The following is a 21,428-nucleotide window of genomic DNA, read 5'->3' as shown; positions in this document are numbered from 1 at the left end:
GAGTTTACATAGAAGGAGTTAAAGGGCTTTGCCCTTGATGAGTTTACGCATCCACATCCGATTAGGGTTAAGCAGTTCCAGTGTCGCGTTATCGAGTGGGATTATCTCACCGCAAAGCTGCGCTGCTAACGCTTCTGCCGCAAGGGGACCAGAGGTTATCCCACGAGAGCCAAGTCCACCTAAAATAAATAGGCCTTGATGGATTGGTGCAGGTGTTTCTCTCCAATATTTGATGCTCTCTTTAGTATGCTGGTGGTTTTGGTAGTTTAACGATATGACATCAAAATCTGGGGCGCATCCCATCATAGGTGCATGATCTCGGGTCACCATTCTTACGCCGACTCTGGCGCTATGATCGCTAATATCAACATCTTCAGTCCAGGCTTTTCCTAGGTAACTTTGCTTCACTTTCTCAAGGTTCTCGGCCTGTTCGCTTGGGCTGTAGTCGAGGTGTTCAGGGTTTTTTATATAGCTAGCGCCTGTGCAGTGAACGCCGTCATTTTGAGGAGTAAGGTAACCATGGGAGCAGAGCACTGTATTCAGTTTCAGTAGTTCATTTCGAGCAGGAATATGGCTCACTTGACCTCTGAAGCCTGTAGCGGCCAGTTGTTTGCTTTGATTAAATTGATTCAGCCCCTGACCGTTGGCGAGAATTAAGGTGTTAAATGGACCAAATGTCTGCTCACCTCCTGTATTCACAGTGGTTTTATGCAGGTACCACTTTCCCTCTCTTTGCTCGATCCGCTTAATATCGGTATTAAAATGGGCACTCACATCACTAAGCTGAGACGCTTTATCAAAAGCTGCTTGAGTAAACTCATGGGGGCATATCCAGCCACCAAGAGGATAAAATATGCCCGCCTTATCGATATCTATGCCTGCGAGGTTACTCGACTCATGACGATCAACGCCATGGGCTATCTGCTTATTCCAGGGCTGCGCCGTGATTATCTTTTCCAACCGTGCGCTGCTACGTTGATCAAAACCAGTTTGCAGTACGCCGCAAAAATCGTAGCCCACCTTAAACCCATCCTTAATTAATGATTGCAGTCTTCGACGACTGAAGAGGTAACCTTGCTGATAATAATGGCTTAAGTGGCCATTATCTGGGGTGAGTAGAGGATAAACCGCGCCCTGTTTGTTCCCTGAAGCTTGTTGAGCCAGTGATGAGTCGTTGCAAAAAAGGCGCACGGTTTTATTGCGCTGTGCTAAAGAGAGGGCTAGGTGCGCGCTGGCTACGCCGCCTCCAATAATGGCAAAAGTATCCGACTCTGAATCTGTTTCACTGCTTGCTTGACCCACTGGTGTATAGAGTGAATCTTGAGCTTGTGCATGCCTAAGGGCTTTTCGCTCCTGCAGACAGATCTGAGTATCTAAGCTACTTAAGTCCGAAGTGAGTTTTGGTGTCATCTCTTCATTTTGAGATCTGTATGAGATAAGTGAAAAACCTGTTTTTTGGCACAGTTGGCGAATCTCTTTACCTTGTTTAAGGTTGAAGTTATAAACTGGTGCACTATCTTGGCTTACCTTTGCCACCTGCCATAACAAAGCCTGACTTATCTCTTGCTCCATACCACTTTCCACTCTGTTTGAGTTAGTTTGGCTGATGGTCCAGAGGTCGAAAAGGGGGCTTTTGTCATCATCTGAACCATCACAAGTTGGCAGCCGCATACTCTTAAGTGAGGCGATTGGGGAGTTTAGGTAGAGATCGATAACAAATCGGCCATCATCAAATATTAACCTTTGACAGCCTAATATTTCGATAGGATCTGCCTCTGTCAGTGTTTGAATAAATGAACCTTGCTTCGAACTAGGAGGTGTGTAGCTGCTAAGTTGTGAGATAAATAGAGGCAGAGTATCGAGTTGGGCTTCGAATACCTTAAGTTTAATACGCACAGAAGTGGGAGCGGATGATAGCCAAGAGTGAACGGCTAAAAGCTGCTCGACAGAGCCAAGGCCCAATTGACCAAAGGTTAGGCTCTGTTTTCCTACAGCTATGTTGGACAATAAACGGTAAAATTCGCTGAAATTAGCTGTTTCTTGGTTCATTTGGGTATTTTTCTCACATTCTTGGGCCAATGAATTTACTCTGCGTCGCATATTAGGCATTATTTTACCTATGTTTATGGAAAGCTGACCACTTAATTAGGGCAAAAGCGATATTATAGCCCCAGCAAATTGGTACTAGATGTACAGAATGTACAAAATGGATAGTAAATAATGAAAAGAGTCGTGATCACCGGACTTGGCGTCGTATCAAGTATTGGTAATAACAAGCAAGAAGTCACTGAGTCACTAAAAGCTGGCCGTAGTGGTATAACTCACTCAGATCAATTTGAAGAGATGAAACTCCGCAGCCATGTTTGGGGCGATATCAAATTAGACCCTAAAGAGCACATAGATCGTAAAGCACTTCGCTTTATGGGTAATGCTGCTGCTTATGCGTATATCGCGATGGCTGAAGCCATTGAAGATGCTGGGCTAACTGAAGAGCAGTATTCAGATCCTCGCGTTGGGATCATCGCTGGTACCGGTGGTGCATCTTCTGCTAACCAAGTTCAAGCTGCAGACACGCTTCGTGAGAAGGGCGTGAAGCGCGTTGGACCTTACATAGTACCTCGTATTATGTCGAGTACATCTAGTGCGTGTCTGGCGACACCATTTAAAATCAAAGGCATGAACTACTCAATCAGTTCTGCTTGTGCAACCAGTGCACACTGTATCGGCCACGCGGTTGAACTTATTCAGATGGGTAAGCAAGATATGGTCTTTGCTGGTGGCTCTGAAGAGGTCGACTGGACTTTGACCATGGGCTTTGACGCCATGGGGGCACTGTCGACTAAATATAACGATACACCAGAAAAAGCTTCTCGTACCTATGATGCAGACCGTGATGGTTTTGTTATCTCTGGTGGCGGCGGTATTGTCGTAGTTGAGGAGTTAGAGCATGCGTTAGCTCGTGGCGCTAAAATTTATGCTGAAGTCGTCGGTTATGGCGCATCTTCTGATGGTTATGACATGGTGGCTCCATCAGGTGAAGGTGCAGTGCGTTGTATGCAGATGGCACTTGCCGATGTGAATACGCCGGTTGATTATATCAATACACACGGTACATCGACGCCTGTTGGTGATATGCGTGAGCTTGAAGCGTTACGTGAAACTTTCGGCGAGAATCTACCTGCTATCGCATCAACTAAGTCTTTGACTGGTCATGCATTGGGTGCCGCTGGTGCTCACGAGGCTATCTACAGCTTGATCATGATGGAGAATAACTTCATCGCACCAAGCATCAACATCGATAACTTAGATGAGAAAGCTGCTGGTATGCCAGTGGTGACAGAGTACCGTGAAATGGAACTTAACACTGTGATGAGTAACAGTTTTGGTTTCGGTGGTACGAATGCTACTTTAGTCATGAGCAAATACAAGTAAGCTTTAGCTTTCTATATGAAGGTTTTAGTATTACATCGCTAATGTAATAAAAAGGGAGCTTAGGCTCCCTTTTTCGTTAAATGGTGAAAGCCTTTACTTTAATGGCGTTAGCCCTGCGTATTGCACACCGCTTAGGTGAGCCATCTCTCTGTGCCATGTAGCGAGATCGTCCCTGTTAAAGTCACTCAGGCTATGATGACCGCAAGCGCGAGCCATCACCTGCATCAACTCCACAGAAGCGTTGAAGAAGTTAGCCAACTGTTGTGATGACTTCTCTACATTGAGACGTTGACGCAGATCCGCTTTTTGAGTCGCAATGCCAGCAGGGCAGTTGTTGGTGTTACACATGCGGGCAGCGACACAACCAATTGACTGCATTGCACTGTTAGAGATAGCAACGCCATCCGCGCCAAGGGCCATTGCTTTGACAAAGTCCATTGGGACACGTAATCCACCAGTGACAATTAAGGTTACACGCCCACTTGCACCTTGCTCATCTAAATATCGGCGAGCTCGAGCTAATGCGGGAATGGTGGGGACGCTGATATGATCGCGGAACATCTCAGGTGCAGCTCCCGTTCCACCACCGCGGCCATCGAGGATGATGTAATCTGCGCTGGCATCGAGGGCAAACTGAATATCACGCTCAATATGGTTGGCACTGAGCTTAAAGCCGATGGGAACGCCACCACTCACTTCACGGACACGGTCAGCGAAACGCTTAAAGTCGCTGCTTGAGCTTAAATTGGCAAAGGTGGGTGGCGAGATTGCTGATTGTCCTTCAGGTATTCCACGTACTTGCGAGATTTTTCCCTTGTTCTTGACGCCTGGCAGGTGACCACCGGTGCCTGTTTTTGCCCCTTGCCCCCCTTTAAAGTGAAAGGCTTGAATGGAGTGCATTAACTCCTCTTTATAGCCAAATTGCGCACTGGCTAATTCATAAAAATAGCGTGAGTTAGCAGCTTGCTCCTCAGGGAGCATTCCCCCTTCACCTGAACATATTCCTGTTCCAGCAAGCTCTGCGCCTATGGAGAGGGCTGTTTTGGCTTCTTCTGAGAGTGCACCAAAACTCATGTCTGAGACGAAGAGTGGGATCTTTAGCTTCAATGGTTTACGTGCCTGAGGGCCGATAATCAGTTCGGTTGAAACGGCTTGGTCTTCGAGCAAAGGCTTAGTGGCCATCTGGGCCGTCATGATCTGTAGATCATCCCAGTGAGGAAGTAAATGTCTAGGTACACCCATAGAGGTCATAGGGCCGTGATGTCCAAGCTTTGACAGACCATCTCGTGCTAACTGATGAATAAACTCAACTGTGGGTTCTTCAATGGTTGCTTTAGCTGCTGGAGAGCTATTGCTGTCTGCTGCGTTCGTTATTCCCGGTCCTTCACTGCCGATTTGGCTCGCGGTGAACTGTTTGTGGCTGCCATCACAAAAAGGAGCATTGGCCGTGTGTTTACAGGCACATAAAAAGGCTTCGCCATCTTGCTCCGCGGTAAATGCTTTAGGCTTAAACGAGGTGCCAGCATGGGAACCGTCACAAAATGGCTGACTTTGAGATTTTCCACAGGCGCAAAAGTAATACTCCTCGCCCTTGTTCAATTCGACTTTCTTTGGTTTATTATCTGCAATAATAGGTTTGCTCATACCTGCTCCAGCGTTGCGTTCGGTTTGTAAGTGGGAGGGGGTGAACAGTACGATTGTCTAGCACCTTTACTGTTACAGAGTGAGATCTGGCTATGTAAGGTGTGTTGTTGGCGTATCTACCCAAACCACTTCAATTTATAGTGTTATTGTTTTATTTACACTCTTTAACCTAGGGCAAGAGCGAAAAATGTGCAATCCCTGTTTGCTCTTCTGGGGAGGCTAGCGTTTGAGAAAATAAATTGTTTTTAGTGAACTATTTTCTGCGTTACTCGGTCTTATCACTATCGCTCTCAGTGTTTATGCTCTCGAGAGTCGTTAAAATGCGATTTATATCTAGCCATTAGGGGCTTTTTAACTAAGATGTTTGCCAAACAATCAGGAAAAGCAAGAAGTTGGTCAGTCATTGTGTTTACTGTGCTGACACTGTTTTGTTTAACTCAAAACAGTGGCGTAATTGAGCGTTTGATCAATCATGGACATCATAATGCGCCTGTTAATTCGGAAGTCTTCTTGTCGGGTAGCACCTCAGAGGTAGGCTCAGATCTGAGCCATTTTGAGTTTAAAACTTGTGAGCTATCAGAAAAGTCGATGCGTTTGTGCTGCGATACTGAAAGTCCAGTTGTCTCACTTGCACTTCTATTTGTATTAGCCTTAATTTGTGTCTTACCTAGAGATGCTCATCTCTTTCCAGTATTACGTCCACAAGGAAAGCCTCGGCGGATACATCTACAGCTCTGCCGTTTTCAGGAATAAACACGGACTTTTCTCATTAATTATAACTTTATGATCTCTTATTTATTGTTTATTCGATAAATGAGGTAACTCTATTAATTATTCATTTATTATCTACTGAGATTCGTGAATATATTGAGTCTGTTCTGTGTTCTCGTTACAGAATGGATATCGGAGAAGGCGTTGAAATATTTAAAAATGATATTTGGTTTCTGGTTACTTTTACTATCCTCCTCAGTGTTTGCTCAGAGCACAGGTTGGATAGAAAACCCTAACCATCCACCAGTAAAGATTCGATTTATGCTGACGGGGGAGTTCGATCCTGTCTCAAAAACCTTACCTGCAGTGCTTGAGGTTAAACTTGAGGATGATTGGAAAACTTACTGGCGCAGTCCAGGAGAGGGGGGGATCGCACCAAGCATAAAGTGGGATGATTCTAGTAATTTGAACCATGTTGATTGGTCATGGCCCGTTCCTGAGCAGTTTTCACTACTGGGTTTACAAACCTTAGGCTACAAGGGGGATGTGGTTTTTCCTCTGTTTCTTACCTTAGATGATGTTAATGCTGATACTCATCTTAACGGTAAAGTTAGGCTGTCTTCTTGTACAACTATCTGTGTGCTAACCGATTATCAGATTGAATTAGATTTCAATTTTGACACGTTAAAGTCTGATCCCGAAGCCATGTTTGCCTACAACAAGGCAGTCTCTAAAGTGCCAGTGAAACTCGATGAAGATGAGTCAGCTTCTTTCATTGATCTTGGTTGGGACAGTGCTAAATCGCAATTACAGATAGTGTTAAAGGACTCTCAGTGGCAACGACCTGAGATAATGATTGATGGCGAACCTGACACTGTGTTTAAGCTTGGTAGCCTAAACCGAGTTGAAGGTGATAATGGAAGTCAACAATGGGTGGCAACATTCAATGGCGAGAGCTGGCTAGGTGAGCCAGAGCTGTTAGGCAAAGCACTTAATATTACTGTAGTGGATGCTCAACGTGCACTTGAGTATTCTGCGCCAGTAGTGGAAACACTCATAGTGGGGAGCTCCAGCTCCATTTGGACTATGATGTTGTTTGCCCTGCTTGGTGGCCTTATTTTGAATGTAATGCCTTGTGTTTTACCTGTCTTAGGCATGAAACTCAGCGCTATTGTTGCCACTCCTAACCTTGAACGCAGACAGATCCGTCAACAGTTTCTCGCTTCTGCTTTAGGGATATTAGTGTCATTTTGGTTATTGGCAGGCTTCATTTTAGTGCTTAAATTCACCGGGCAGGCAATAGGCTGGGGCGTGCAGTTCCAAAATCCTTGGTTTATCGGCTTTATGGCGCTGGTGACCTCAATATTTGCACTGAACATGCTTGGAGCATTTGAGATTAATCTACCGTCAAGTTTTCAAACTAAGCTTGCCACAACAGGCGGTAATGATAACCGTGGTCATTTCCTGCAGGGGATGTTTGCTACCTTGCTTGCAACTCCATGTAGCGCTCCTTTCTTAGGAACTGCTGTGGCATTCGCATTTGGAGCTCCAGTTGCTGGGTTAGTGGTTATTTTCACTGCACTTGCCTTGGGAATGGCGTTGCCTTGGCTTCTTGTTGCAGCATTCCCTCAGGTAGCAAGGTATTTTCCCAAGCCTGGCCGCTGGATGAATATTGTTAAACTGCTCTTCTCTGGAATGCTGTTAATCACAAGTTTGTGGTTAATTAGTCTGTTAACCAGTTTTATCTCTGCTACTTACCTATGGGGTCTTGGCGCTGCTCTGATCTTTATCTTTATGTTTATCATGGCAAAAAAATATGGCTTACCAGCGCTGATTGCAACTTTTAGCATTGGGTTGATACTCGTTGTGGTTGCTGCGTTTATGACCTCTGAAAACTGGGCAAGGCCTTTGCCAACCGATCTTCACTGGACAGCGCTAAATGAAGAGTTAATTGCCAAGCAGGTTGCAGAGGGGAAAACGGTTTTTGTTGACGTTACGGCCGACTGGTGCATCACCTGTAAGGCTAATAAGGTTGGTGTGGTGCTGCAAGACCCTGTCTATAGCTTACTCAAGCAAGATAACATTGTGACCATGAAAGGTGACTGGACTACGCCTTCTGCTGAAATTACTGACTACTTACAGAGTCACAATCGTTTTGGAGTACCCTTTAACGTGGTGTATGGCCCCAAGGCTCCTAAGGGGATAGAGCTGCCCGTTATCTTATCTGCTAAAGAGGTCGTAGCTGCTATCGAAAGAGCGTCTGGCACATAGTGATTATTGGGTGTGAGTGTGCTTTATCGGTAGTGCTCTCACATGTTTATTGAGTTTGATGCTTGGTGCCATCAAAGAAAATATTTTGGCCTTGATTAATGTTTGTGGTAATTGAGGCCACCAGATTAGGAAATATTAAGATGTTATTTTCAAATAAAACAGTGAGTAAATATAAGATAAAAATGATATCAGCTATCGCAACTGCGTTGCTGATTAGTCTAGTTCAGATCTCTTGGGTAAACTTAGCTCACGCTGAGCTTGAGAGCTTAACTGCGCAGCAGCAAGCGGATGTCAAAGCAATTATTAAAGATGCCTTAATCAATGATCCTGAGCTGTTAAAAGAGGCGATTATTGCACTGCAAACCCGTGAGCAGCAGGGGGCTGATGCCGCCAGGCAGAGCGCCTTGAACAGTCACAAACAGGCCCTGTTTGAGACCAAAACAGATCCCTGGAAAGGTGCGTCAGATCCTGAAATTACTATGGTTTACTTTACCGATTTTAACTGCCCTTACTGTAAAAAATTGGAGCCATCACTGGATAAGCTAGTTAAGGAATTTCCTCAATTAAAGATCATTATCAAGATGGTCCCACTGCAGGGAGAAGCATCTGAAGAGGCTGTCGCTTTAGCGCAAACGGTTTGGCTTAATGAGCCTAGCAAATACCTAAAGTTAAAAGAGGTATTGATGTCTAGCCCACGTAAGCTTGATTCTGAATCAATCGCTAAAGTCGCCAAGCTAACCGGCACTGAGATATGGCTGAATAATACAGATAAAACCGTTAATCAGCAGGTGAAAGATAATGTTAACTTGATGATGGCCCTTGGCCTTAGAGGCACTCCTGCGATGATTTTTGGGGATAAAGTGATACCAGGCTTGGTCACTTATGAGGTGCTTAAAGAGCAACTTGAAGAGGCGATAGAGGCACAGGAGTAATATGAAGCTAGAGAAATTGAATACGGCTGGGGTGGGCTTGCTGTCAAAGCTTTGGGGATGGGGTAAGCAACTGGCCCTGTTTATCCTCTTTGCGATTGTTATCACGGCAGTGATGGATATCTGGCGTGGGAGAGATATCCCTAGGGATAACTTGCCTGATATCAAGGGAGTGAGCCTCACTGGCAGTGATATTGATATCAAGGCGATGAGTCAAGATCAGGCGGTGCTTGTGTATTTCTGGGGAACTTGGTGCCCAGTATGTAACTTTGTCAGTCCAGCGGTTGATACCATGGCAAACATCTACCCTGTGGTAAGCATCGCAATGAACTCTGGTTCCGATGATAAAATGTCCCAATACTTATCCCATAAAGGCTATGAGTTTGAGACTATTAATGACAATAATAATGAGATCGCACGGGATTGGTCAGTGCAGCTCACGCCAACCTTGATGGTGTTTAAAGATGGAGAGTTAATTCATTACACCACAGGTTTCACCAGTTTGCCCGGCATGTGGTGGCGAATGCTGTTGAATTAGGTGATGCGTTAATAGAGTAAAACTGACGGTTGAAGGCTGATACTTATGGTATCAGCCTTTTTGTTACTTGCTTGTTATTACTGCTGAAAACTGACTCTGTAATCTTTACCTATAGTAAAAGTTAAGGTGTTGCCGAGCTCTGAGCTTAGCTTATCTGATGCCTGGTAGTTAAGTTGCCCTTGCGCCACGATACCGCCTTTATTTGAGACAAGCTGGTAGGTGATAAGTCCCGATTTTTTTGCGGTGAAAAGTAGATCGACTGACGGCTCTGGGAGGGGATAGGAGAGAAGCTTATTTGACTGCTAGGTAGGGTAAAATTAAGCGCTGCATAGCTTTTTGCGGAGTCATTACTTAAGGTGATCTTGGGCGTTAAAAAGTGGTAAGCGATGGCACTTAATATGATGATGAAACAAAAAGTGAGTCCGAGCTTTTTTACCATAGTGTTAGAGCCAAAATTTTTACTGATTGCTATTAATGTTTTAACGTTTGTGCTTACAGTTAATTGGATTAGGTTAACCGATTTTAGTTCCATGAAAAACAGTCAAAGGTATGGATTATTACTGTTAGTTTTATGGGGATATCGATATTTTCTTTGGCCTTTAAAATCATTAAAGATAGGGCAGAAATATAGAAAGTAGGGATAAAACTTGTTCTAAATCAAGTTTAAGGTGAGAAATGGATTTCAGATGAATGTTTTTAGTGACGAGGTCGGTCTGCTAAATTAAGAGTTGAGTCGAGCCATCAGATTAACGGCTTTAGGGTTGAGTGAACAAGGGGATTTTTATGCTAAAAAGAGTCCAACAACTGCATATTCAAGGGTTAATCTTGATTGGCATGATGACCATCTCTGGCTTGTTGACGGTGAATGCAGAGCCTTTAACTGTGGAGACGTTAGCACCAGATTTCTCCCTATCTCGTATTGATGGTAGCCAGTTTAACCTCAGTGATTTTAGAGGTGAGAAGTCTGTTTATCTGATTTTTTGGAATACTTGGTGTGGCCACTGTATGAAAAAGGTGCCTAAGCTGGTTGAGATCCAGTCTGAACTTGGTGAGCAGGTTGAGTTACTGGCTATCAATACTAGTTGGAGTGACACATTAGGTGAGATAGAGCAATTTAAAGCACGATTTAATCCAAACTATGCTATTGCCTTTGACTTCGACGCAGATATCACGCGCCGATATGGTGTGATCGGTACACCAACAGGCTTTTTAATTGATATTAATGGCGTGATTAAACAGATTGATGGGATCGCCCACACCTTAGCGGCCAATCTTGATTTGTGGAATACCATCAAGCCAGCACGTGATCACAGGACGTTTGGGGTCACTTGTCAGGAGCATACACAGGGAAGTCATAAGGAGACGGCATGTTAAAAACGGCCAAAGCTAAGTTGGAAAGAGGCTCAAATAAACCCACTTTTGTTACTGCTTATGAGTCGGGACTTAACCGGCGGGCCTTTTTAAGACAAACTGGCGCCGCTGCTGTTTTACTTGGGCTGATAGGCGCTAAACCCACCATCTTACAAGCACAGGAGAGTGAGTCGAGAGTGGGAGGGGGTACTGAATTCACTCCTCTGGCGGTTACAGTTGTTAAAGCGGTGCAATTGCAGCTATTTCCCGATGACGGAGATGGTCCTTCATCAGAGCAATTAAACAGCTTTCAATACCTGAGATGGGCATTGGAAGATCCTGAAAACCAAGCTGATGGTGATAAAGAGTTCATTTTACAGGGAGTAGGCTGGCTAGAGGAGTTAGCCAAATCCACCCATGGCGCGAGCTTTATTAAGCTCAGTACTAAAGAGCAAGATACAGTGCTTAAACAGATAGCTAAGAGTCGGGCTGGGGAGAACTGGCTTTCTCTGCTGCTCTATTACTTGCTTGAATCTCTCACGTTAGATCCTATTTATGGGGGTAATCCCGATGGGATAGGTTGGCAGTGGTTGGAGCACCAGCCTGGCTTCCCTCGGCCTGTGAAGGGAAAAACCTACCTAGACTTTAATTGATAATACTGGTGAGATTATATGAAGCAGAGTAGAAAGTTTGATATCTGTATTATTGGTAGCGGTGCGGGCGCAGGTCCCATTGCTTATGAGCTTGCGAAAGCTGGGTACAAGGTTGGTGTACTCGAAAAGGGCAGGTGGTTTAAAGAGACAGATTTCTTCAAGGATGAGCAGCTAGGTCGCCATAGTGTATTTCGTTCTCAGTTTAAGGATGAGCGACATACCCTTGAGGAGCCTAATGGTGATGGGAGCTGGTCATCAGATACCACGTCACAGTTTTGGGGAGGGAATATTGTCGGCGGCGCCTCTAACTTTATGAGTGCGTATTTTCACCGTCTTAAACCTCAAGATTTTAGGTTAGTTTCTGAATATGGCAATATTGAGGGAGCAAATACCGTTGACTGGCCAATCAGTTACGATGAACTGGAGCCCTATTACACAAAAGTAGAGCAGCTTGTTGGCGTATCGGGCAAAGTGGTTGAACATCCACATTTAGAGCCTCGCTCGAGTAAGGACTTCCCCTTTCCCCCAACGGCTGAACATCCGGTTGCACAACGATTCGATAGCGCTTGTAAAGGCTTAAAGTTACACCCTCTCCCAATGGCGCGTGGCATTCTGTCTCAGCCCTTTAATGGTCGGCTTAGCTGCGAGTATTCAGGGTATTGCGGTAGCTATGGTTGTCATTCTGGGGCCAAGGCGAGTTCGCGAGCTGCCTTGTTAGATACAGCGACTAAAACTGGAAACTGTGAAATAGTCACTCAGGCTAAGGTATACAGGCTCAATACCGATGACTCAGGTAAGGTCAACTCGGTGGATTACTTTGACCTTACTGACAATGATAAGAGTGTTCGAGTGACTGCAAACATTTTTGTGGTGGCTTGCTACGCCATCGAAAGTTCACGCTTGTTGTTAAGTAGTCGAGGGAAGAAGCACCCTGATGGTATTGGGAATAATCACGGCCAAGTGGGCAAGAATCTACATTGCTGTGCCGGTGGCACAGGCCACGGTGTGTTCGAGCTTGATAAGTTAAAATCCTTTGAAGCGAAACAGCTTAAAACACGAGGGCCATTTTTCAATCGTGCTTTGCAAGACTGGTACGAGATTGATGATGAAAGTGTATCTGATAAGCCGATTAAAGGGGGCACACTGGATTTTGTGTTCGATCCACCGTCTCCTACCTCCGAGGTGTCAAGCCTCAAATGGCAGGGAGAAAACCTGTTGTGGGGCACACCACTTAAACAGAGGATAAAGTCACATTTTACTCAATCTAAAGACTTTAAGTTTGAGGTTTTTTGCGATTGGCTGACCAATGATGAGTGCTATGTGAGCCTAGATCCCGATGAAAAGGACAGGTGGGGCCAGAGTGTGGCTAAGGTGCGGGCAGGTTTTCATCCCCATGATGAGAGGGTAGCGCAATACTTGGTTGATCGCGGGATCGAGGTGATGAAAGCCATGGGGGCGCACGAAGCATGGGGCAATGTGTTTACTCAGCCAACCTCTAATTTAGTCGCGGGGGGATGCCGTTTTGGTGACGACCCTACAACCTCGGTGCTAGACAGAAACTGTCGGGTACATGATTGCGATAATCTCTATGTGACAGATGGCAGCTTTATGCCAAATGGTGGCTCGGTAACACCTACTTTTACCATTTATGCGAATGCCTTTCGGGTCGCTGATAGTATTGTAGAGCGCTTTGCTAAGGGCTAGTTTATTTATCTGTTAAGTTGCCAGCTTGCTCGGTGTAGAGCTGATTAGCCTGTAAAGAATAACGGCTCGATTTTTGGTGCGTCTTTCGATGGAATTAAGGTATCTATCTGATCAAAATCTAATATTGCGGCCATGGCATAACAGCCATCTTTCATTTTAACAGCTTGATATAATGGTGTTGACTTAAAACCTATTTTCGCAAAGACGACTCTAGTGGCTGGTGTCACTACCATGTAGACATACCTTATATTTTTGCTGCTGCAGTAGTTTTGCAAATATGAGAGGAGCAAGTGGATCGGTGGATAATTATTAACCTTTGTTTTACCTCTGTGAGAGGATTCAATCAGTAATCGAGACACTTCACAGGCGTTAGCTTCTTGAGGTGTCGGTGCGCCGTCTGGCAGTAGTTGATTGAAGATAGTGTTGATCATCCAAGGGCTATTATGATGATGAATTCTTAAATATCCTGTCGCTTGGCCACGAACAAAGAGGCCTAAATGTGTGGTTGTATTATCAAAATTATCATACTCCCTTTTATCTTCTGGGCTTCCAACCCAGGCTAGCTCACGACAAAACACTTCAGCGCGTAACTGGTGCAACTTGTCCATCTGTTGAGTCGTTGGATTGTGTGTGATTTGGTAATGTGAGGATGTATCTACTTGAGAGGGGAGGTTATTACTTTTGTTAAATTGTGTTGAGTCAGTTTGATTCAATTCCTGCATAGCTTAATTAATCTGTGATCACTATTTAGAACGATTACACCCTCATCGTAAATGTTAGGGTACTGTCCGATCGGACAGTGAGCTTTGATATTGATTTATTAATTACCCTACAAATATTAAGGCTAATTAAATTATGTATAGGTATTTATTCTCTGCTAAATTGTGTTTTATCTGGCTTAATGGTGTTATTTTTAGTCTATAACTAATTAGTTAAAGGAAACTATATTCTGTTTACTTTACATCTTAGCTTATTTGGTATTAATTTATGCCATTGGCAGGTATCGATAGAGAGCTCTATCGTCAGGGTGGTACTTTAATTGGTGTTTTATATTTTGTAATCGCAGTGACCTAGTATGCAAAATATTCAATTGAAGAGTGATGAATGATGAGATTGCAAGAAGATAGCGAGCACTTTCTAAATATTAAACAGGTTTCTGATGTGTACCATATGTTTAGCTCATCCTCATCTTCTGATGAGATGATGCTATGCGTTAAAGCATTACAGAATTTGTTAGAGGTCGATGGGGTTGCGTTAATCAACCTTATTCTTCGTCCTGATCATACAATCACCATTGAAAGGGTTGTCAGTTCAGGTTTTGGTTTTGAGAGTAAAAGTGTGGAGTGGGATAATATATACCAGAAGAAAAAGTTTCAGTATATTGACCCCGTTGTGAGCTGCTCTGCATCCTTCAGACGATCTTTTAATTGGGCATCAGTGCCTTCGATGATCACTCTGTCAGAGGTTCAGTTTAACTTTCTTGAACGGGCACAAGAGATGGGGTTAAAAGAGGGAGCGAGCATAGGATCTTTTTCAACTCGGCAGATATATAAAGAGTTGACTATCACATCTGTGTGCGGCTGCTCTTTAAACCCTGAGCAGCTGGCAAGCTTAGAGTTAATTAATGCTGTTTCAGCACAGGCAATGAAACGCTTAATACTTCCTGCCGAGAAGTTGACCGGAAGGGAGAGTGAGATACTGGCGTGGTCATCTGAAGGTAAGTCTTCATGGGAAATAGGCATGATCTGCTCAATCACAGAAAGAACTGTAAAATTTCATTTGAAGAATATTTATAAAAAATTAAATGTGCAGAATAGAGCTCAGGCGATTGTTTGTGCTATTAGATTAGGGCTGATTTAATTAGTATTGATCTTGTTTAAATAACTTACCTGTCTAATGGAACAGTTATTTTTGTATATGCTCTGCTGGATAATTGCTCAGTAGTATATTTGTTTATCTATCCCTAGATATACAGATAGTGAATTAATTTAGAGTTGATTGATTTCTGACTTGTTATTTTGTTACTGATTTTGTCATCGTAAAAAAATTAATGGGTTATATAGTGATTACTCATCCTCTAAATAAGTTATTCTTTAACACTACTCTTTACCCGCTCAACCTTCTAGAGCGGGTTTTTTTTCGTTTAAAATATCATCTAAATTACATTTCAGACTGCAACATATTACCTGTTGTAGAGGGATTGCAGCATTATATCAATTGATATTATTTCTCTTGACTTATTATCCAATGGCTAAGTAAACGAACACCGTGTCCAGTACCTCCAGCCGGTGTTACACCTTTATCTTTTGCGGCCAGTGCACTGCCTGCAATATCTAGATGAGCCCATTTAGTATCACCTGCAAATTGCTGTAGGAATACCGCTGCAGTTGTAGCTCCAGGTCCTCCATAGCCAGCATTTTTAAGATCGGCAATTGGACTCTTGAGCAGATCATCATAGGCTAAAGGCAAGCGCCATACTTTCTCATCAACCGCCAGTCCTGACATTGTCAGTTCATTGACCAGAGTATCGTCATCGCTAAATAAGCCGGTATAACGTTTACCTAAGGCTCGAACTTTTGAACCAGTTAAGGTCGCCACATCGATCATCACCTCAGGTTGATAAAATTCACGGGCATACCAGAGGGCATCGGCCAAAACGAGTCGACCTTCGGCGTCGGTATTAAGTACTTCAACGCTTAACCCTTCGGCTGTCACCACCACATCTCCTGGGGCAAAAGCCGTTTCAGACACCATGTTTGCAGCCATTGCCATGATGGCGACTACATTGACATCGGCTTTTTGAACCGCCATGGCTTTAACTGTGCCAAGAACCGCAGCAGCACCGGCCATGTCAGACTTCATCCGTGAGATGGAGTCTCCTGTTGCCTTGATGTTGTATCCACCTGAATCAAAGGTGATCCCTTTACCAACAAGCGCAATTGGTGAGTCATCATTGCCCTGCCAGTGAGCTATCACGAGGCGGGCACCCTCTTGTGAACCTCGGCCGACGGCGTGCAGTGCGCCCATTCCAAGTTGTTTAATCTTCTTAGGCTCTAACACTGTAACTTTTACGCCAAGTTTATTAAGCTCTTTAGCTGCCGTGGCAAAGTGTACTGGGTTCATCTCTGTAGGTACTTCAGAGGTAAGATCTCGGGCTAAAAATACGCCTTGTTCAATGGCAGATAGCTGCTGGTAATTCGCTTCTGCTTTATCGGGATCTGTCACGGTGATGGTGTAGTTTTTGTCGGCAGGTTTCTTTTTAGATAGATATTTATCAAATTGATAGGCGCGTAGGTTGATGCCATGTGCAAGCTCTGAAGCGAAACTGGCATTGCTGTTTGAATCCTCAATCCCTGCAGTTAAAATCTTGATGTTATTTGTTGAATACTGGCTTAAGTGAGCCGTTACTGATGCGCCAATGTGGTTGACTTGACCTGCGCTCATCTTCTCTGTGCTACCTAATCCCATCACCACAAGACGTTTAGCTTCAATACCATTGGGCATTAATATCTCAACAATTTCACTCTTTTCACCTGTAAAGCCATCGAGTGCTAAGGCGGCTGAAATCTGTTGGTTTGATAATTTATCGAGTCGGGTTAAATCATGAGAGCGCTGCTCACCAGCTTGAAATACAATGAGTGTTTCAGCATCTTGACTCTTATTGTGATCCACAAATTTAAAGGTTTCTGCTTGTGCTGAAAAACCACTAAATAGTGCAATACTGATTGAAGCGGTTAGGGTAGTAGGAAGAAGAGTTTTTTTAGTTATCATAATATCCTCTAGTTGAAAGTTGAGCCGGTTATCGTGTTATTCATGACTAGTTTACAAAATTGAAATTAGCCGAAACTTAACCCTATGAGGAAACAGTCCAGTATTAACCGTTATTAACCCCGCCATAACCTACTCTATTAACCAACGGGCCAAAATAGATTGGCTAATAACGCCACTTTTGCCGTGGAACTCACCATTGTTGGTCACAAAATAACTTCGAGGTAACTCGCCATACCAGTGTGGGTCGATAAGAAAGCGACTTTGATCTCCTTGATCCACTGCAAAATGAAAGTTGGTTAAATCAGTGAGTTGATACTCTTGTATGATCTCAAGGTGCTCAACTATGGCTTCATCATTGGCATCGGTATTGACCAGTACCACGTTGATCTGAGGGTATTTCTGTTTTAATTGCTGAACTGTTGTCAGTTCCTTAAAGCAGGGCGGGCAGTCGACAGACCACAATAGCATTAACCAACGCTTGCCCATGTTTTGCTGTTTAATGCTGGCAAGTTGCGATTTATTGAGAGCCAATGAAGTGGCATGAGCATAATGTGTGCTAAAAATGGCGCAGAAAAATAACAGCAGTACTCGTTGTTGTAATCGCTTCATAATGCTTGTATCCAGTGGCCTTGTTTCAATCGATGCCAAGAAACAAAGCTGATGTTGTTATTGGTGATAATAAATGGTCGGTCAGCGCCTGCTGATGCTGTGGTTAATAAGCGTGCTTGGCTAAATGATTGACCATTGTTATCGGAGTATTGATGCCAGAGTTGGTGTTCTGTGCCATTGAATTGGGTCCAGACTATGTCGACCCTACTGCCAAGCGTATTGACATGGGGATGCGCGGCTTGGGCCGACTGTTGGCCAATACTCACAGGTTTGGTTAAAGATTGGCCCTGATCTAGGCTTGATGCATAAAAAATCCCTTTCCCTAGTTCTCCTTGGTTAAACCACACCATATGGTAGCGGTTGCTGCTATCAATACTGAGCCCGCCACCTTGATGTGGGCAACCATCAATTTGCCAGCGATCATGACTGATTTGGTACGGGGGATGTTGAGTTTTTTCATCTTGCTCAAGGGTCAGTAATGCAAATTCGCGAATATTATCGTTATAAATATGCCGCCATAGAATTACGGTTTCCCCAAGTTTATTGATATCCATAGCAATACGACAACATACGCAAGTGTTGTTGGCTAATGGTCGATTAGAGAAAGTTAGTTGCTGCTTGCGGTAGTTCGCCCTGCCAAGGTACAAGGATGAGCCATTAGTTTGCTCTCCCTGTGCTCTAGCTTGGTGGGCTAAACGTGAATCAAGCCACACTAAGGTGATCTCACCTTCAGCGGTAACTTGCATCTCATTAAAACTATGGCCGATTTCAAGCTTGTCGTTATTGACGGTTACGGGTCTGCTAAAGCTGGCTCCGTAATCCTTGGAATAGGAAAAACGTACATCTGCGGTGTATTTTTTGGCTTTTGGCATCGCCCATGATAGATATACCCCTTGATACTGGTCAAAGGCGATTTTGGGACGGTTTTCATTACGTGCCGATATGCTCTCTTTAGGGATCGGAACTCGTCTTATACTGGAAAATGTGACGCCCTTATTCTGGGAAGTTTGAAAGTACATGCTGTCTTTGTGAGCCCACAAACGCCACAAATCACCATTGGGGGCGAATGATGAAGTCACCGTCTTAGCGCAGTTTATCTCTTGCTGAGTACACGTGATCCTACCGTCCGTTTGAGATTGCATCTTGTGATGTTCATGAGCTGCTTTAACGTCGGTGAACTTCAAGGGGATGCAGATAATTAGCAATACTATTAAGTGATTAACTTTAATCATGGGGAGTTTTACCATTGATAGTTTACGCCAATGTAGGCGGTTCTAGGTGCGCCTGGAGAGTAAAATGTTTTGTTGTATCGGTATGAGGCTTCCTGTGCATACTCCTCATCGGTGATATTCAGTACTCTGGCATTGAAAGATAGCTGCTTAGAGAATTGATAAAGGGCTTTGATATTGGCGATGGTGTAGCCATCTTCAATACGATCGATTCCCTCATCATCTTGACTGTTCGCATCGTCTAACCAGTATTCTCCTACGGATTGGATCTCTAGCATGCTAGTTAAGCCCTGTATAAACTCGGGCTTATAACGTAATCGCACGTTAGCGATATGCTCTGGTGCAGCCGCCATTTCATTACCTGAGTATGCTTCATGTTGATCAAATTCATGGTGAGATCTGCTGTAAGCTGTACTGAGATTTAGCTGTTCATTAATCTTCCAGGCCACAGAGACTTCAACTCCTTGATGAATAACACGGGCTGCATTGGTTAAATAGCGCTGGCCTGCATCGTTATAAGCCCGCACAATACCGTCGTCTACATCCATATAATAAACAGCTGTGTCGAGGGATATTGACTGCCAATTGGCTTTAAACCCAAGTTCATAGGTATCTGAAATCTCAGGATCGACCGCTTCGGCATTGCCATCATCTTTGATGGTCAAATGATACAGACTACTGGCTGTTGGTAAGCGGAAACTGTTGGCGTAGCGTAGATAGAGGCTGCTATCTTGACTCAAATGATAGTTTAAACTTGCCTTAGGACTAATATGGTTAAAGTTATCTGTTCTGTCTTCAACACTGCGCTTCCCATGGCCAATGTCACCATAAACACCTAAGTGGTTATTAAAATCATATTGACCATAGTCATATCTGGCGCCTAAGGTTAAATCGAGGTTTTCTGTTAACTCCCGCTTGTGCTGAATATAGGGAGAAAGACTCAAGTATTGAGTGGTGTCATCATAAAATCTCTCCCCTTTAATGAAGGTATCAGCCCTGTAACCTGTGCTGGTATAGTCTAGGGGCTGATAGGAGAGTTGATCCCCTTCAGTCAATTCGATATCTAAGCCAACACTGGTGTCACTGTCGCCATCATGCTCAAAATTTGCTAGTGCCAGTAAGCCTAAAGTGTGTACCTCTGACTCCACTTTGGGCATGTTTTTGTTCCACGTTGCGGTGTAATCGTTAGTACGGTATCGATAATATGGAATGAGGGAAAAGTAACTACTGTCGGTGGTTTTATCCCAATGGCTAGACAGTCGCATATATTTGGTTTTGCGTAATGGATCGCTGGCTAGTACCTCATCTGATAATCCCGAGTTTGTTTTATCATTGTCATACAAGGCTTGAGTTAAATTTCCCGCCATCTCCTGTTCGAGGTCTGAAATCACTAAAGAGGTGACTAAGCGTTCATTGTTTTCGAGCTCTAATTCATGCCTGAGTGTTAATTCAGCCCGTTCTGATCCAGTGTGATCTCGCCAACCGTCATTGGTTAGGTATGAAGCTGACACGCGAATGCCTTGAGTACCAGAGAGTATACTGCTGTGACTGAATTGCACCTTAGCGTAATCATCTTGTCCTAGTATCAATCCCATGTCTGTTTGATCTGATCCAGCCACCTCCTTAGACAAGATATTTACCGTTGCCGCGACGGCTCCTGAGCCATATAAGGCGGTGCCAGCTCCTTTTAAGACCTCCATTGTGGCAATGTTTGAATTAAAACTGGACCACCAAAGGGCATTATGGTTAAAGAAGGCTGGAGACTGAAGCGGAATATTATCTTGTAAATACAAGTAATAACCGCTGGTATTCATGGGCATTCTAATTGCTGCTTTATGGCCTTGACCGCCAGAGAGTTGGTCAATTAGCACCCCTGAAATACTGTTTAGTGATTCGGCGACATGCTGTCCACTGTCTAAGGCTAACTCTTCTGTGCTGACTCCTTGTAGTGACATGGCCAGATCCGTATCTAAAGTACGCTGACGTGACGCGGTGACTGTGATGCGTTCAAGGTTATCCTTGGCATGCTCAGTGGAAACTCGTTCAGCGGGGCCCTCGCTACCTATTGCTGCGAAAGGTGCCATTAATCCAGTTACAAGTGTGAATTCGATCAGTTTCTGCTTACTCATATTACCTCTTAGTGGGATGATGTGGTTTAAGTCGTGCTAGGTAAAAGCACTTTGTATGCCACAAGTCAATCTTTTGATTTATTTAGGTTTTTTGTTTTTCTAGTCATTAAGACATTGGTTTTTTAGTGTGAAATTAACAGTGGCTGTCTTTAGTACACGAGCTTACAAAGGGGCAATTGAGCGGGCACTTGAGAAATATCTATTGGCCCATAACAAAAGAGCTATTTTTTATTCCTGACCTTGTTGTTATCCTAAAATATTTTGCCAAACTCGCCATGTGACAAAATGTCGCACATGTTAATTTTTAGTTGCTAAAATCTCGTCGATTGGGCTTTACCCTACAGGAGCGCCTCAATGTGCAGATATTTAAGTGAGACGGTGAATGAAGTGTCGTTTCAAGTTCATGAGCGAGAAGCTAGGCGCTAACCGAGTGGGTCAATATATGTTGTTGTCGAGCT

General features: G+C 44.0%; 16 protein-coding genes. 9 read left to right on the top strand and 7 right to left on the bottom strand.

The genetic code is table 11. From position 1 onward, the window contains the following. Window positions 1-18 precede the first annotated feature (18 nt). Window positions 19-2,049, bottom strand: coding sequence for an FAD-dependent 5-carboxymethylaminomethyl-2-thiouridine(34) oxidoreductase MnmC (gene mnmC / locus SWOO_RS15520; protein ID WP_229377242.1), 2,031 nt, complete (start codon window positions 2,047-2,049; stop codon window positions 19-21). 171 nt (window positions 2,050-2,220) lie between these two features. On the opposite strand from mnmC, the gene fabB reads away from it, so the two are divergent. Next, on the top strand, window positions 2,221-3,432 hold the full coding sequence (gene fabB / locus SWOO_RS15515; RefSeq protein WP_012325615.1) for a beta-ketoacyl-ACP synthase I: 1,212 nt from the start codon (window positions 2,221-2,223) through the stop codon (window positions 3,430-3,432). A 93-nt stretch (window positions 3,433-3,525) separates the two neighbouring features. Here the strand turns inward: fabB and SWOO_RS15510 are convergent, their stop codons facing one another. After that, window positions 3,526-5,076 carry a glutamate synthase-related protein gene (locus tag SWOO_RS15510; RefSeq protein WP_012325614.1) on the bottom strand — a complete coding sequence of 517 codons (1,551 nt, stop codon included), beginning with the start codon at window positions 5,074-5,076 and terminating at the stop codon, window positions 3,526-3,528. A gap of 360 nt (window positions 5,077-5,436) precedes the next feature. Between SWOO_RS15510 and SWOO_RS15505 the strand changes: the two genes are divergently transcribed. The 7 genes from SWOO_RS15505 (at window position 5,437) to SWOO_RS15470 (ending at window position 13,232) form a co-directional block, all read left to right on the top strand. Beyond that, entirely contained in the window at window positions 5,437-5,829 is a 393-nt protein-coding gene (locus tag SWOO_RS15505) for a hypothetical protein (protein WP_012325613.1), read from the top strand. 177 nt (window positions 5,830-6,006) lie between these two features. Then, window positions 6,007-8,058 carry a protein-disulfide reductase DsbD family protein gene (locus tag SWOO_RS15500; protein ID WP_012325612.1) on the top strand — a complete coding sequence of 684 codons (2,052 nt, stop codon included), beginning with the start codon at window positions 6,007-6,009 and terminating at the stop codon, window positions 8,056-8,058. A gap of 140 nt (window positions 8,059-8,198) precedes the next feature. Beyond that, the gene (locus SWOO_RS15495; protein WP_012325611.1) at window positions 8,199-8,990 is read left to right on the top strand and encodes a DsbA family protein; all 792 of its coding nucleotides are present in this window, start codon (window positions 8,199-8,201) and stop codon (window positions 8,988-8,990) included. 1 nt (window position 8,991) lies between these two features. Continuing rightward, window positions 8,992-9,525 carry a protein disulfide oxidoreductase gene (locus SWOO_RS15490; RefSeq protein WP_012325610.1) on the top strand — a complete coding sequence of 178 codons (534 nt, stop codon included), beginning with the start codon at window positions 8,992-8,994 and terminating at the stop codon, window positions 9,523-9,525. A gap of 783 nt (window positions 9,526-10,308) precedes the next feature. Then, window positions 10,309-10,899, top strand: a complete 591-nt coding sequence (locus tag SWOO_RS15480; protein ID WP_012325608.1) for a peroxiredoxin family protein — start codon at window positions 10,309-10,311, stop codon at window positions 10,897-10,899. Continuing rightward, a complete protein-coding gene (locus tag SWOO_RS15475; RefSeq protein ID WP_012325607.1) occupies window positions 10,893-11,528 on the top strand; it encodes a gluconate 2-dehydrogenase subunit 3 family protein in 636 nt (211 codons plus the stop codon). Before SWOO_RS15480 ends, SWOO_RS15475 begins: the two co-directional genes overlap by 7 nt. Before the next feature lie 18 nt (window positions 11,529-11,546). Continuing rightward, window positions 11,547-13,232 carry a GMC family oxidoreductase gene (locus SWOO_RS15470; protein WP_012325606.1) on the top strand — a complete coding sequence of 562 codons (1,686 nt, stop codon included), beginning with the start codon at window positions 11,547-11,549 and terminating at the stop codon, window positions 13,230-13,232. 44 nt (window positions 13,233-13,276) lie between these two features. Here SWOO_RS15470 and SWOO_RS15465 read toward each other — a convergent pair whose 3' ends face one another. Further along, complete coding sequence (locus SWOO_RS15465; protein ID WP_012325605.1) at window positions 13,277-13,954, bottom strand: acyl-homoserine-lactone synthase; 678 nt, start codon at window positions 13,952-13,954, stop codon at window positions 13,277-13,279. A 382-nt stretch (window positions 13,955-14,336) separates the two neighbouring features. Between SWOO_RS15465 and SWOO_RS15460 the strand changes: the two genes are divergently transcribed. After that, complete coding sequence (locus SWOO_RS15460; RefSeq protein ID WP_229377241.1) at window positions 14,337-15,092, top strand: helix-turn-helix transcriptional regulator; 756 nt, start codon at window positions 14,337-14,339, stop codon at window positions 15,090-15,092. Window positions 15,093-15,455: 363 nt separating this feature from the next. Here SWOO_RS15460 and SWOO_RS15455 read toward each other — a convergent pair whose 3' ends face one another. From SWOO_RS15455 to SWOO_RS15440, 4 genes are all read right to left on the bottom strand, one after another. Next, a complete protein-coding gene (locus SWOO_RS15455; protein WP_012325603.1) occupies window positions 15,456-17,003 on the bottom strand; it encodes a leucyl aminopeptidase in 1,548 nt (515 codons plus the stop codon). 129 nt (window positions 17,004-17,132) lie between these two features. Further along, window positions 17,133-17,612 carry a TlpA family protein disulfide reductase gene (locus SWOO_RS15450; RefSeq protein WP_012325602.1) on the bottom strand — a complete coding sequence of 160 codons (480 nt, stop codon included), beginning with the start codon at window positions 17,610-17,612 and terminating at the stop codon, window positions 17,133-17,135. Continuing rightward, entirely contained in the window at window positions 17,609-18,844 is a 1,236-nt protein-coding gene (locus SWOO_RS15445; protein ID WP_195742800.1) for an exo-alpha-sialidase, read from the bottom strand. The genes SWOO_RS15450 and SWOO_RS15445 overlap by 4 nt, the downstream gene beginning before the upstream one ends. Before the next feature lie 8 nt (window positions 18,845-18,852). Next, window positions 18,853-20,970: a TonB-dependent receptor gene (locus SWOO_RS15440; protein WP_012325600.1), complete on the bottom strand. Its 2,118-nt coding sequence runs from the start codon at window positions 20,968-20,970 to the stop codon at window positions 18,853-18,855. Window positions 20,971-21,428: the final 458 nt, after the last annotated feature.

The organism is Shewanella woodyi ATCC 51908 (genome assembly GCF_000019525.1).
GTDB lineage: Bacteria > Pseudomonadota > Gammaproteobacteria > Enterobacterales > Shewanellaceae > Shewanella > Shewanella woodyi.
The sequence above is the reverse complement of the archived record's forward strand: the minus strand, read 5'-3'. Positions and strand labels throughout refer to the sequence as shown.